We start from the raw sequence: 14,518 nt of genomic DNA on the forward strand, positions 1-14,518 counted from the left end.
AAACTTATTTAAGTGGAATTGGATGGAATTATTGTGTGATTTTTCCTTTTATCATAGTCAGCGAGTGTGCCGGAAATTCATAAGTAAACGAGCTTGCTTCATTTAAGGTAAGTGAAGCTTTCTTTACTGTTTTTACAGTTGTTTTCCCAAAATCATTCTCCGATTTAATATCCGGTCCATTAACCTCAAAAACTTCGAACTCGCCATTGAACAAGCCTTCCTGCGAAAATAAATCGGTAGCAATGGCTTTGTCTTTATGACGGTTAATTACAGTAATAACTATTTCTCCATCGTTATATGCAGCTGAAACGTCGAGGTAGGGTACATTTTTTTGCTGGGTTGCCTGTTCTGCCAGTCCCAGGTAGAATTCATCGGTGTCGTAGGTATCGCAATCCACAAAAACGTCAAGAGAGGTTCCGAACATGTTGTTGGCAAAAAGTTGCAGCGGGTAGTAAATCGTTTGCAGGAACATTCCGTCCTTCTCAGTAAAAATGGGTGCTATTACATTTACTAATTGTGCCATATTGGCCATTTTCACAATATCCGCATTTCGGATAAAAGCGTTTAAAAAGCCACCAATCACCAATGCGTCTTCAAGATTATACCGCTCTTCGAGCGCACGTTCACCGGTCATTGTTTCCTCCTGCCGCCAACGGTACCAAATATTATACTCATCCCATGCGATATATATCGGGTCTCGGTTTCCACGGTCAGCTTTTTCCATTTCACGCATAATCATTCCCTTTACAACTTTGGTCCGTTCTTCAAGCACCAGTGGCGATGAAACGAAATTGTAATAGTTGTCCTGATGGTTTCCAACATACATATGCAGAGCGATATAATCAACCACATCTTTTAATTCCGAAAGAATGGTTGCGTTCCATTCATGCGGATCATTATTCGGCCTGAAATTGGAGGCCCCGGTTGCGATTAGTTTTATCGAAGGGTCGGTTAAACGCATAAGTTTAGCCGCTTCACGGGCTTTCTTACTGTAATCTTCAGCATTGAGATGGCCCATTTGCCAGAAGCCGTCCATTTCGTTTCCAAGGCTCCAGTATTTGATATTGTGGGGCTCTGCATAGCCATGTTTTTTACGTAATTCGGCAGAATACGGGCCTTCTTTTACATTACAGTATTCTACCCATTGCTGTGCTTCTTCAATGGTTCCTGTACCCAGGTTTACGGCAAAATATGGTTCGGTGCCAATCCTTCGGGCATAATCCACAAATTCATTTGTTCCAAACTGGTTTGTTTCAAGCCGGGCCCAGGCAAGTTCCATTCGTGGTGGCCGCTCATCTTTTGGGCCAACACCGTCTTTCCAGTGATAATTCGAAACAAAGTTACCTCCCGGATAACGTAGAAGCGGGATGTTCAAATCCTTCACAGCGTCCAGAACATCCAGGCGTATTCCGTTTTCATCAGCATAAGGCGACTCTGGATCGTAAATGCCACCGTAAACACACCGACCAAGATGTTCCACAAAATTTCCGTAAATGTTGTTGTTAATCTCTCCAATTTGCCGGTCGATATCTATTTTAATACGCGCATTTTGTGCCATCGAAAATGTTGAACTTATCAATCCGGCAATAATTGTCAGCGCCAGGCAGCGCAATACATAAATTTGGTTCGTTTGTTTCATAGTATAGTTGTTGTTAGAGTTCTTCTGCAATTGGCCATCCATCCTTATCCCAATCCATTTTTTTGATGATCAGTTTTGACTTTCCGTTGTCATGTGCATCATAGCCATGAAAAATCAGGTAATCTGTCCCGTCAAAAGTACAGGCGGCGTTATGTCCAACACCGTACCAGTCTTCATTACCTTTCAGAACGATTGTGCCTCCTCCGGTTGCCATCGAATTTCCATTTTTATCGAGATAAGGGCCGGGTATTGTTTCCGATCGGCCAACGATCATTTTGTAGGTGCTGTTCACACCTTTACAACAATAATCGATGGAAGCAAAAAGATAGTAATATTTACCCTTTTTAAAAATGAAGGGTGCTTCAATGGCATTACCTCCTGCATCTTTCGGATTGTCATCGACAGACGGTGGATTAGGTTCTTTCGATGACTTTTTACGCGATGCAATTGTAGGAATTGCATTTAAATCTTCTGCTGGCGCTGTGGCTTCAGGATTCATTTTTACCAATTTTAAACCATCCCAAAACGAACCAAAAGTGAGGTAAGGAGTTCCGTCATCGGCAACGATTAAATTCGGATCGATGGCATTCCAGTTGGTCTCGCCCGGAAATGATTGAATTACTTTTCCGTGATCGATCCATTGAAAGTCCGGATCGTTCGGATCAAGTGTTTTGTTGGTGGCAAGCCCAATACACGAGGTGTTTTTACCGAATGCCGATACTGAGTAGTACAAATAGTATTTCCCCTTATAAAAAGAAATATCCGGAGCCCAAATATGTCCTCTGAAACCTTCTACTGCCTCTTTCGCCCATTGAGGTGCTTCCGAAAAAACAGCTTGCTCGCGTTTCCATTCCTTCATGTCCGGCGACGACCACACGCTGATTCCCCAGCCGGTGCAAAACAAATAGTAAGTATTGTTTTCACGTATCATCACAGGATCGTGTACACTGATTTTCTGTGCTTCGGAAATACCCGTAAACAAAAGTAAAGCCAGGAGCGTAATGTAAATTCTATTCATAATTTTTAGTTTTTATTTCATCGTTTGACAGGACGACTTTCTTAAATATTTGATATTAGAAATCGATTTTCAAGAATTGACTAAATTTAGCAGATACCTTTTATAATTCATAATTATTGGTTGACTGTTTAATCTGCAATCTTAACTATCAAGCGGTGGCAAACATTTGCAGAGTTTCTAACTCTTGATTGACCTATTCATGACATTTGTAAATCCACGCTCTTAGTAGCTTTGTGAGGTACAAATTATTGAACTAAAACGGACGAGTAATTAGATTCACTAAATAGTCCTACTGAGTGAAAAAATGAGAATACGACAGCTAACTATACTAATAATACTATTTGGGTTTCAATTATTCCCGGTTGCGGCACAAAACCCGGAACTGTCAGATGTACCCGCAAGTGCCGGCGATATTCTTCAGGCATTTCCGCTTACCGATCGTACCCTAAGTTTTAATCTTTCTGAGAGCGGAGAACATAAAGACGTAAACTGGGGGCTGGATCTGGCCTGGCGCGACAAAAACAATATAATCCGGGGTATGGCATTTATGGGACCCGAAAATGTGGATATTATCCGGTCGTCTTTCATGCCAACCGAACCTTTACTTGGAGATACTGCATTACAAGGCGGTGCATTGATTTATACGAAAGAGCGAATCAAAATAATCAACGATTTATTGGGCCCAAATACCAAAGTGGCACTCAACTGCGATCATCCAAGCGTACATTCTTATTTCCAGGGGAATGCCGTAAATTGGGCAAATCTAATCGATGTAACAACAAAAATGCATCAGGAGGCTGGTTTCGATGTTGTTACAGTTTCGCCGTTTAATGAACCCGATTATTCTTATACAGGACAGGGCACCATCGATGACTTTTACAACATCATCCGTGAGCTGAATAAAATTCCCCGCTTCGATTCCATTCGTATTTCCGGGGGGAACACCCTTAATAATGATCAGGCCTTGTACTGGTACAATTACCTGAATCCGGCCGGACTGGAAGAAGGGAATACACACCAGCTTGCAGGAAGTTTTGACACCTATGCTGAATTTTTTCAGGCGGTGAGGACCAATGGTGATCATGCAACCGCCGACGAAATGCATAATGTGATGGATGCCATGGTTGGACTGGAATACGGATTGCAGACCGGAATTTGGTGGGGCTGGGCAGAATATGCCCGCGGAGAATTTTGTAAGGTTACCAAGGGTGAACGCCTGGGGTATGCAGAACATCGACCGAACTGGACGGCTGCATCGGTTTACAGAGGGCAGGACGGTAAAGTACAGGCTTTCTGCGGCTCGTCGGAAAGACAGGCAGTAAGCACCACATATACTTACATTTCTAAAGACAGGGACGTTTATTATGATGGTTATGGCCCTCAACGACAGTTTATCCTGGAAATGCCGGGAGGTACCGGATACCAGCAAGGCCAAACCAATGCAGAAAAAGTCATCAACATTACGTGGGGCGATGACATTCAGCCAATAATCAATGGAAGATACCTTCTGGTTAACAGGAACAGCGGGAAAGTGATGGAAGTTGCCGGTGGATCAACTGCCGCGGGAACAAACGTACGACAGGCAACCAGTACCGCAGCTACTTATCAGCAATGGAATGTTACTCCTGTTGACGCACGCGTTGGTGGCGATTTTAGCTATTTTTCGTTTAAGGTTGTGAATAGTGGTAAATCAATTGATGTCTATAACTGGTCGCTGGAAAATGGAGGAAACATTGCAATCTGGGACGATACAAAAGGAAGCAACCAGCAATGGTACCTTGAATATGCCGAAGACGGCTGGTTTTATATTCGAAGTCGTCACAGTGCAAAATGCTTAGAGGTTGCAAATAACAGTACCGCAAATGGAGCAAATATTCAGCAATGGGATTTTGACGGCGGATCAAACCAGCAGTGGCGTTTTGTTCCTGTTGATGCCCCGGTAGAGTTCGATGCTCCCGATGCCCCAACAAACCTGGTTGCCACGGCAAATGCCGAATCCGTTCGTTTGGACTGGACTGCAAGCCCCGAAGATGATGTAGAGGAGTATACTATTTTTCGTTCCGAGACTTCTGGTGGACCATACAACACCATAGCGCGTAATGTGAAGTCGACAGCTTTTGTGGACAATACATGTACCATCGGCGGCCAGTATTATTACAAAATTAAAGCAGTCGATAAATCACTGAACAGCTCTGATTATTCCACCGAAGTAGAAGCAATAACCACCGGAGATCATGATTTAGTGGCACATTATAAATTCAATGAAAATACACGCGACAGCAGTATTAACCTAAATCATGGTGCTACTTTTGGAGCAATTGGCTACGTTCAGGGAAAAGCGGCTGGTTCAGCCATTGAATTAAACGGTGAAGATGCCTTTATACAGTTACCGGCAACCATCGCCAGCCAGGAGAAAATCACCATAGCAACATGGGTGCACTGGAATGGTGGATCGCTTCTTCAACGCATTTTTGAGTTTGCGAATGATGACTCGGAATACATGTACCTGACTCCGATGCTATTTGCAATTAAGAATGGTGGTTCAGAGAAAAGACTAACTACAACAGCCTTGCCGGAAGGGGAGTGGGCACATATTGCCATAACACTCGGAGAAGCTGGTGTGCGCATGTATTTGAATGGCGAAATGGTGAAGGAATCCACAGAAATAAATATCCGGCCGATTGAATTCAAACCGATATTGAATTACATTGGACGTGACCAGAAATCTGTTCGCTTGTTCAACGGTTCACTGGATGACTTCAGGATATATAATTACGAATTAAGCGGAGAAGAAATTGCTGCGATCTACGAGGATATTAAAACTGATGTAGCTACTGTAGCTGAAGATTTTGAATCAAGTTTTGCAGTTTACCCGAATCCTGTAAACAAGGTATTGAAATTCAGTTATTCGAACCGGGAATTAAAAAGCGATGCCAGTTTGAAACTTTATGATGTATTTGGAAGCTTAGTGCTTGAAGAGCAACTCGGCAACAAATTCGATGGAGAATTAAATGTTTCTGCTATACCCGCAGGCATTTATTTGTTAACGCTCACAAATGGCGAAGAATTAACGACTAAAAAAATAATTGTTCGGCATTAAACCGATTCCTACCGGAATTTAAAATTGAAAACAAATGGCCACAGTTGTAAATATAGATTACGCCGACCTGGTAATACCTATTTCAAGTTGTCCGTTTCACGATGTTGAAGCTGATTGTCCGTTCATAGAATTTTGGGATTTAACGGACTATTTTGAAAAGCTTGAGCGATTGAACAGTTTATCGGTTGAAAAGAAAGATGTAATTCGAATGCAACACCAAAACTGTATGAAGATGAAAATTGAGAAAAGTGAAGCGACGCTTTCGAATTTAGTACTATCGACCAAAAGTAACTTATAGAAGATTCAAATCATGGAGTTAGTAAAGACAAGACAAAAATTAGAATTATTGAATATCAATTTGAATTTCAGTTCCGTGCGATTTAAATTCAATTTTATTTTCATGTTGGTGGCATTACTTGGTTTAAGCTTTTCTGCCTATGCATCCGAAAAGGAAACAATTGATCGCCTGGTAAATGAAAATAGGGTGCTTGCATCGGCCCATGAATTACACATCAGCGCAACCGATTCAGCGCTGATAAACAGTACGGTTAGCCTTGATCACGAAGATGCCTGGTTGTTCTTCGATAATATAAGACCCTCAGAAGTGATTGCAGCATACCAATCAGGCATTTTGATAAATGGTGAAATACTTAGTATAGGTGTGAATGGCCGTATGGCTATTTATGAGCATGGAACAGTAATTATACCTCATGGAAGTGATTATAAACCGCTTACTGTGTATAAAGGAAAAGATTATCAGGGCGATCAGAATACCTATGCTCCAAATGTTTACAATAACAGTTTGGGTGAATTTGATAATGCCATTCAATCGTTTAAGTTGAAACGTGGTTACATGGTAACTTTTGCCACCAGTTCGGAAGGAACCGGTTATAGCAGGGTATTTATTGCCAACGATGCAGATTTGGAAGTTAACCTGCCGGATTTACTTAGCGGAAAAGTTTCATTTATCCGTGTATTTAAATACGAGTGGGTAACCAAAAAAGGATGGGCAGGATGGAACGAAGCAGAATGGGAAATCACCCAAAGCACCTGGCGATACGATTGGAACGCCGGGGGAGTAACAACAAATAATACGGAATATGTTCCTATCAAACAGAATCTGGGATGGCCTGGTTGGGATGTAATAAATTCCAAGAATAATGTTTCGCATCTGCTGGGTTACAACGAACCCGACCATACAGAGCAATCGGATGTTACAGTTGCTGAAGCCATAGCTGCCTGGCCTGAATATATGAAATCAGGATTAAGGCTTGGAGCCCCTGCAACAACCGATTTTAACTGGGTTATTGATTTTGTGAAAAGATGTGATGAATTGAATTACAGGGTCGATTTTGTGGCTGTTCATGCGTACTGGGGCAATAATCCATCCAGTTATTATAGTTCGCTTAACTGGGTACACCAGGCAACAGGAAGACCTATCTGGATAACAGAATGGAATTATGGGGCAAACTGGACCAACGAATGGTGGCCTGATGATACACCGGCTTTAACACCAGCCAATGAAAATTATGCTTACGATAAAATTAAAGCTATTGTCGATTTCTTTGATGAAACGCCATGGATAGAACGTTATTCAATCTATAACTGGGTTGAGGACAGAAGAGCAGTTGTTCTAAACGGAGAACTTACAAAAGCCGGAGAATACTATGCCGCCAATAAGTCGACGGAAGCTTTCAACAGAAACTTTGAAGTTATTCCTCACTGGAATTTCCAAGCCCCTGAACTTTCAATGCGGTATTTTTCATTAAGAAATTCAATTCGTGTGAGTTGGACTGATCCTAACGGAGAACTTTCCAAACAGTATGTTCTGCAGAGGAAAATAGATGACGGCAATTTCGAAACCATTTACACCACGGAGGATTATTCAGAGGATTTTTATCTTGATCCGCTCGATCCGGAAGTATACGGAAACATTTCCTACCGTTTAATGCTGCAAACGGCACAGGGTAATTTCCTGACTTCCAATGTTGTTTCCTACTATCAAACAGCAGGCGAAAATGAAGTTCAGGTTGGAAATTTCAAGGTGAATAGCCTGTATATAAATTCGGCGTATTTTTCCAATAGATTTTCAACTCCACCAGTTACGGTTTTAGGAATACCAAGTGCAAATAATTCGTTTCCGATGTCGCAACGAATCAATAGCATGTCCAATACGGCATTTGATTTCGTTTTTTATCCATGGACGTATCTTAGCAGTCCTCAGGTTAAAAAATCGGAGTTATTAGCTTCTTTGTCGTTAGCCGCCGGGACATACGAATTCCAGGGATTGCAGGCTGAGGTTCAAAAGGTAACAGGTGTCACACGTGAATGGACTACTGTTGCTTTTAACAAAGCATTTGAACAGGCTCCTGTGGTTTTTTGTACAATCGGTACAAGAACAAATTTTTATCCACTTACAGTTGCGGTAAGAAATGTTACAGCAAACGGATTCGAAATGAGTTTGAAAAGCGAAGAGGCGATTACCGCAACATTAAGTGCTGAAACGGTCAACTTCTTTGCTATTGATCCAGGAAAAGGGGTAATAGATGGTAAACGCATTACGGTAGGAAGAAACGCCGGGGGCAATGGTATTTCTTCGATACCTCTTGAAATAGCGTATGATTCTACTTATACAGAGCCAGCCATATTTGCAGGCTTATTATCGGCTGAAGATAACTTTGCTTCCACCTTGCGATATTCCTATACGGGAGATACAAGTTTTGAAATAATAAAGCAACGTGAATTGTCGGGAGGAGAATCAGAAATGCGAACCGATGAATTCGGATGGATGGTTATGGACTTGGCTGCTGATCAGCCAGATGTAGGGACGTCAGTTCCGGAAATAAGTTCTCAAAATCCGGTAATATTTTATCCTAATCCGGCAAAACAGACGGTGTATTTCAATTTCGTAGAACCAATGCAGGTAGAAATCCTGGATATGACCGGAAGCACATTGATAAAATCGCTTGTTTCAAATTCATTAGACATAAGTTCGCTTTCTGCAGGTATTTATGTTATAAAAGTACCCGGAAGCCTGCCGGCTAAGTTGATTGTGAATCAATAATTAGCTACAAAAAAGAATATTTTCTTTCGTTTAAAGTAGCACTTGCACGATCGGATTAGCAGTAAACGAACGGATCAAATTTGGATTGAAAATGATAATAGTTGCTAAAATATTACACGATAAAACAACCTTGGCTGATGCACTGTCCTTTCAAGGTCTTTTAATGGATTATACCACTTCACTAGCTGCAAGCAGAAGCTATTTCAACATAAGCGATTACTAAGTGGTTGATAATGTTGATGTCTTAAAACAAATCATAAACGCTTGAAATCCGGTGACGAATTAGTAACTGTTATTTGTCGAAAATGTGATCATTGAGGAAATATTATAGAGCTAACTTTCCATTCTAATTTTACCTATAGATCAAATTAAATTTATACATTATGAGGAAAAATTTACTTCTTGGACTTTTGACCTTGTTCACGTTTGCCGGGCTTCTCTGCTCGTCCGTGGCACATGGTCAGGCAACTCTTAAACACTCTTATACCTTTGAGGAAGGGACATATGAGGGGACTACCATTTTTGACCAGACGGGAACCTTGAACGGAACCATGGTTGGTGATGCAATTTCCATTGACAGTGGAAAATGTGTTGTTTCCGGTGCCACCACAAATACCGACGGATATGTTGTTTTCGACGGTGTTGAACTGGCGCTGGCTTCGTATAACGCTGTTACCCTGGAGGCATATCTGGAAACAGGTGAAGTGCTGAACTCAACCTACACCATGCTTGCTTATTTTGGTAGCACATCCCAGGGAACAAATTGTTTCTGGATACAGCCTACAAGATCTGCAACAGAAACCCGGATTGAAGCAAATAACGGAAGCAGCACGATTAACGCAATTTTAGGTGGATACGAAGTGGATGACGGATTAAAACACCACCTTGTTGCAGTATTGAATGCTGACGCAATCATCTATTATTTGGATGGAGTTGTAATTGCCCAAACACCAACCGACGGAGCAGATTATGTTAGTACAATCGGTACTGATATCGCTCAACTTTTTAAAGGTCCGGATGGATGGCCAGATCCGAACTACAATTGCTGGCTGGAAGAATTCAATATTTACGACGGTACGCTCGACGCATTTACCATTGGTCAGCGCGCCGGAGTGTATTTAGGCCTTGATCTTTACAATGCAACACTTGATACAATTACAGTTACTCCTGGTGCTTTGGAACCGGCTTTTACTGCTGATAATGACTTTTATGAAGTAGAAGTACCTTATGGAACAACATCGATAACCATTGGTGCAAAACCAGCTATTGGTGGTGCAACAACAACGATATACAATGGTTTGGGTGAGGAACTGGAAAATGGAGTTTTGACATTTGACAAAGAAGAAGGAGATTTTGCTGAAATTGTTGTAACAGCTCTTGATGGTGTTACAGAACAATCTTATTATATTGATGTTTTCCCTGAACCGGGTGAAGCATCAGCAACCTTAGCTAGTATTGATCTATCGGCAGGTGCATTTACTACCAGTTTCGATATGTATGATACAGCTTACGTTGCCATTGTACCAAACGGAACCGTTTCAGTGGATGTTACAGGTGTGGCGAACTGGAATAATGCAACAGTTGTTGGGAATGGAACAGTTACTTTAGTTGATGGAATGGGGTCGGCTACGATTACTGTTACCTCTGAAGATGCTACAAACACATCGGTATATACTGTTGAAGTATACACCTCCGTTTTTGTTACCGGAACCGACTTTTACCTGGTGCATGAAGCAAATGGTTTTGTAGCAGCTGAAAGCGGCGCTACTTTTAACCAGGTTGTTCTGGAAGAAGCTGTTCTTGACTCAACTACACAGATTTGGCAATTTGTGGAGAGCGGAGAAGAGGGACAGTATTATATTCAGAATAAGGATGGCCACTATATGTGTCTTTCCCGTACCGGAGCTGCTTATGATCTGGAAGTTTATCCTGATCTTCCTTCGAATGAACTCGACAGTGCCCGTTTTATACTGAATGAATTTGCTCCAGGCAGGTTTAAGATCATTTCGGTAGCTCGACAGAATATTCCTTCAACCAATAATATGTTGAGTCCGAACAATCCTCAGCTTGGTTCACCTCTTTTCTCTGATAAAGGGCCTGGATCAGTAATGGATGCCGCAGGATACACCGTATGGAACCTTAAGTTTCCTGAAGATGTTGCGAGTTCGTATGAGACTCACCTGTCAAGCCTTACAATGACCGGTGCAACGTTTACTCCTGTTTTCGATCCTGCTTACACTACGTATTATGCTTCAATTCCTGCAGGAGTGACTTCTGTTGAAGTTGCCGCCACAGCTAAGGATCCTTCATCTACGGTATCAGGTACAGGAACCATTAGTGTTTCTGATGGAAAAGGAACAATAACTGTTACAGTTGCGGCATCTGATCCTCAGTATACACGTGAATATATGATTCATTATGTGGAGCCAGGTATAAGACATCAATTTACTTTTGAAGAAGGTACTTACGATGCAACCACTGTTTATGATCAGGTAGGTTCGGTTAATGGTACCCTTGGTGGTAAAAAGATTTCCATCGCAGATGGAAAAGCGACGGTAGCCGGAGCTGGTGCTAACAACGATGGATGGATCTCAATGGATGGAGCAGCCCTTGCACTTAATACCTATTCCAATATTACAATTGAGGTGATGTTGCAAGCAGGGGATATGGAAAACACAAGCTTCACGATGTTAACTTATTTCGGAACGTCGTCACCTGGAAGCGGATGTTTGTGGATACAACCATCACGGTCAGGAAATGAGTCAAGGATAGAAACAAATAACGGAAGCAGTACAATTACAGCAGCTTTGCCAGGATATGAAATCGATGACAGCCTGAAGCACCACGTTGCTGCAGTACTCGACCAGTCTTCTCTTAAGTATTATCTTGATGGGGAAGTAGTTTCTGAAGTATCAACTAACGGAGCAGATTTTATCCGAACTATTGGTACTGATGTCGCCAATATTTTCAGAGGAGTTGACGGTTGGAACGACCCTAACTACAATGGATCTATTTATGAATATAATATTTGGGAAGGTGGATTAGATGACGCCACTATATTGGAACGTGCGAATGAATTTCTTGGAGGTCTGTCGCGCGACGCCTCTTTGTCGGCAATAAATGTCGATGCCGGTGAATTGCTTCCTGAATTCGATCCGGAAGTAACGATGTATACAGTTGTTGTACCTTTAGGAACAACTACAGTTAATGTTACTGCTGTTCCTAACGATCAGAATGCGACAATAGTAGGTGATGGTGCCATTGATGTTTCATCAGGTGCTGTAAAGGATACAATTGTAGTTACTGCAGAAGACGGCTTCAGAACTAAAACATACATTGTTTCGTTTGAAGCTCCGAGCGAATATACCCTGATGCATTCCTACACTTTCGATGACGGAACTGCTGCTGACGTAGTGGGAGACGCTGACGGAACTCTTGGAAGCGGAATTATTGCAGATGGTGCGTTTACTTCAGTTTCTGATTCAGATTACGTAGAACTGCCTGCTACTACCATCGCGATCAATACTTATACCGAAATTACTTTGGAAGCCTTTATTTTTGCTGATGTTGATAACACCGGATCAAACATGATGGCTTATTTTGGAGGAAATGAGAACGCGGTTGGCGGAAATGGGTACTTCGTAACACCGGATAGAAATACACAAAGCCGAACTGCAATTTCCTGTGGTAACGTTACAGAACCATGGAATGCTGAACAAGGTGTTACCGGTAGTCCGGTTAGCGTGGGTGAGATGCATCATGTTGTAAGTGTATTGACAAACTCTGCAATCAAATTCTACCTTGACGGTGTTTTGGTTGGCGAAGCTGCAGTAAGTGAGCCTAATTCGATTGCAGCGCTTAGCAATGATAATGCCTGGTTGGGCAAGGGTGGTTATACAGCCGACCCGAGCTGGAACGGTTCTATCGATGAATTTAATATTTACCAGGGTGTAATGGATGCTGGAACCATCGCGCGACGTGCAAGCCAATATTTGGGCGGTTTAACTAAAATGCACTCGTATACTTTCGAAGACGGAACAGCTATTGATGTTGTTGGCGATGCTGATGGAACGCTGGTAGGAGCAGGAACAATCGAAAACGGTGTTTATACTGCCGCTGCCAATGGAGATTACATCGAATTACCGGCTGACAAAATTGCGATAAATACATACACAGCCATTACGCTGGAAGGCTTTATCTTTTCAGATGTTGATAACACCGGCGCTACTATGATGGCCTATTTTGGTGGAAATGAGAATGCTGTTGGTGGTAATGGATATTTCTTTACACCCGATCGCTGGACAGAAAGCCGTACCGGAATTTCGTGTGGAAACCTTACAGAACCTTGGAACGCAGAAGATGGTGTTACGGGTGACCCAGTAAGTGTTGGAGATAAGCATCATGTTGTTAGTGTACTCACGGAGTCTGAAATCGCCTGGTATATCGATGGTGAATTGGTTGGAACAGATTCATTATCTGAGAATAATTCAATTGCCAACTTAAGTAACGCCAATGCATGGTTATGCAAAGGAGGATATACTGCTGACCCAACATGGTTGGGTACCATCGATGAATTTAATATCTGGCAGGGTGCAATGGACAAAGCTACTATTGCAGAACGTGCACGGGAGTATTTATCTTCATCCGATGCTAATCTATCATCTTTAAGTTCAAATGTTGGTACTGTATTACCTGATGCCACAAGTGGAAGCAACCATTTTGCAGTGGTGGTTCCCGAAGGTACAACCGCAGTAACTTTAACAGCCACTCCTACTACTTCCGGAGCAACTGTGTCGGGTGATGGCGCGGTTGATTTAACAGAAGGAGAAACAACAGTAGTGATTCAGGTTACTTCAGCAGACGGTACAGTTACAAAAGACTTTACAGTTGATATCGTAATTGAAGATGGCTCATGTTCAGCTGAATTGGATGCAAATAATCTTGTAGCTGATCCTGAAATGACAGATATGAGTAAATGGCAGGGATGGGGATCAAAAGCCCTTGTTTACGGCCATGAAGCTTATTGTGGTGGTTCATCGATGAAACTTGGAAATGGTGGCGATGGTTGTGATGCAGCTCTGGATATGTCGCCATTCGATTTCCAGCCAAATACTACTTACCGTGTACGTGTGATGGTAAAAACTGTTGATGGTTCTATCGGATTCTTAGCTAAAGGAGCAGATCCTGATTTTGGCTTTGCTATCAACACTAACGGTGAATGGATGCAGATTGACACTACCTTTACAACCGGAGAAAATCCTACCGATGATTTCATAAGTTTCAACAAATGTGATTACGAATCAAATTGTACATACTGTTACATTGATAACTACGAAGTATTTGTTGACAACGGAACTTCTGTAGGTGATATTGATGAATCCGCAATTAGGGTTTATCCAACCTATTCAACAGGTGACTTTAAAGTGGAAACCGACGGAAGTCATGGAACAATCACCGTTTACAACCTTACTGGTAAACTGGTACTTCAGAAAGTAATCGAAAGCAGCCTTGAGACTGTTACGGTTCGCGACAGAGGTATGTACATTATGAAGGTTGAAAACGAAGATACATACAGAACATTCAAGGTTTTCAAAACAAGATAATATTGTTGAAAATTTAGATTGCTCGTAGGTAAGTTCAAGAGGCTTATATTAAGGGCTGTCGAATTTAATTTCGACAGCCCTTTATGTTCAGAAA

General features: G+C 41.9%; 6 protein-coding genes. 4 read left to right on the forward strand and 2 right to left on the reverse strand.

Annotation, left to right across the window (positions count from 1 at the left end; translation table 11 throughout):
* Positions 1–28 precede the first annotated feature (28 nt).
* Entirely contained in the window at positions 29–1,639 is a 1,611-nt protein-coding gene (locus HFD85_RS16170) for an alpha-N-arabinofuranosidase (RefSeq protein ID WP_167612198.1), read from the reverse strand.
* 13 nt (positions 1,640–1,652) lie between these two features.
* Positions 1,653–2,657, reverse strand: a complete 1,005-nt coding sequence (locus HFD85_RS16175) for an arabinan endo-1,5-alpha-L-arabinosidase (protein ID WP_167612201.1) — start codon at positions 2,655–2,657, stop codon at positions 1,653–1,655.
* A gap of 304 nt (positions 2,658–2,961) precedes the next feature.
* Between HFD85_RS16175 and HFD85_RS16180 the strand changes: the two genes are divergently transcribed.
* The 4 genes from HFD85_RS16180 (at position 2,962) to HFD85_RS16195 (ending at position 14,424) form a co-directional block, all read left to right on the forward strand.
* Positions 2,962–5,757: an RICIN domain-containing protein gene (locus HFD85_RS16180; protein ID WP_167612204.1), complete on the forward strand. Its 2,796-nt coding sequence runs from the start codon at positions 2,962–2,964 to the stop codon at positions 5,755–5,757.
* Between the two features lie 34 nt (positions 5,758–5,791).
* Complete coding sequence (locus HFD85_RS16185; protein WP_167612207.1) at positions 5,792–6,055, forward strand: hypothetical protein; 264 nt, start codon at positions 5,792–5,794, stop codon at positions 6,053–6,055.
* A 102-nt stretch (positions 6,056–6,157) separates the two neighbouring features.
* Positions 6,158–8,821 (forward strand): glycosyl hydrolase, encoded by a 2,664-nt coding sequence (locus HFD85_RS16190; protein WP_167612209.1) that lies wholly within the window; start codon positions 6,158–6,160, stop codon positions 8,819–8,821.
* Positions 8,822–9,204: 383 nt separating this feature from the next.
* Positions 9,205–14,424, forward strand: coding sequence for a LamG-like jellyroll fold domain-containing protein (locus tag HFD85_RS16195; protein ID WP_167612212.1), 5,220 nt, complete (start codon positions 9,205–9,207; stop codon positions 14,422–14,424).
* Positions 14,425–14,518: the final 94 nt, after the last annotated feature.

Origin of the sequence: Maribellus sediminis (assembly GCF_011799805.1) — a bacterium.
GTDB lineage: Bacteria > Bacteroidota > Bacteroidia > Bacteroidales > Prolixibacteraceae > Draconibacterium > Draconibacterium sediminis_A.

Bases quoted from the DNA above. Each gene is read 5' to 3' on its own strand.
- HFD85_RS16195 (WP_167612212.1), top strand. From the start codon at position 9,205: ATGAGGAAAAATTTACTTCTTGGACTTTTGACCTTGTTCACGTTTGCC.
- HFD85_RS16175 (WP_167612201.1), bottom strand. From the start codon at position 2,657: ATGAATAGAATTTACATTACGCTCCTGGCTTTACTTTTGTTTACGGGT.
- HFD85_RS16180 (WP_167612204.1), top strand. From the start codon at position 2,962: ATGAGAATACGACAGCTAACTATACTAATAATACTATTTGGGTTTCAA.
- HFD85_RS16170 (WP_167612198.1), bottom strand. From the start codon at position 1,639: ATGAAACAAACGAACCAAATTTATGTATTGCGCTGCCTGGCGCTGACA.
- HFD85_RS16190 (WP_167612209.1), top strand. From the start codon at position 6,158: ATGTTGGTGGCATTACTTGGTTTAAGCTTTTCTGCCTATGCATCCGAA.
- HFD85_RS16185 (WP_167612207.1), top strand. From the start codon at position 5,792: ATGGCCACAGTTGTAAATATAGATTACGCCGACCTGGTAATACCTATT.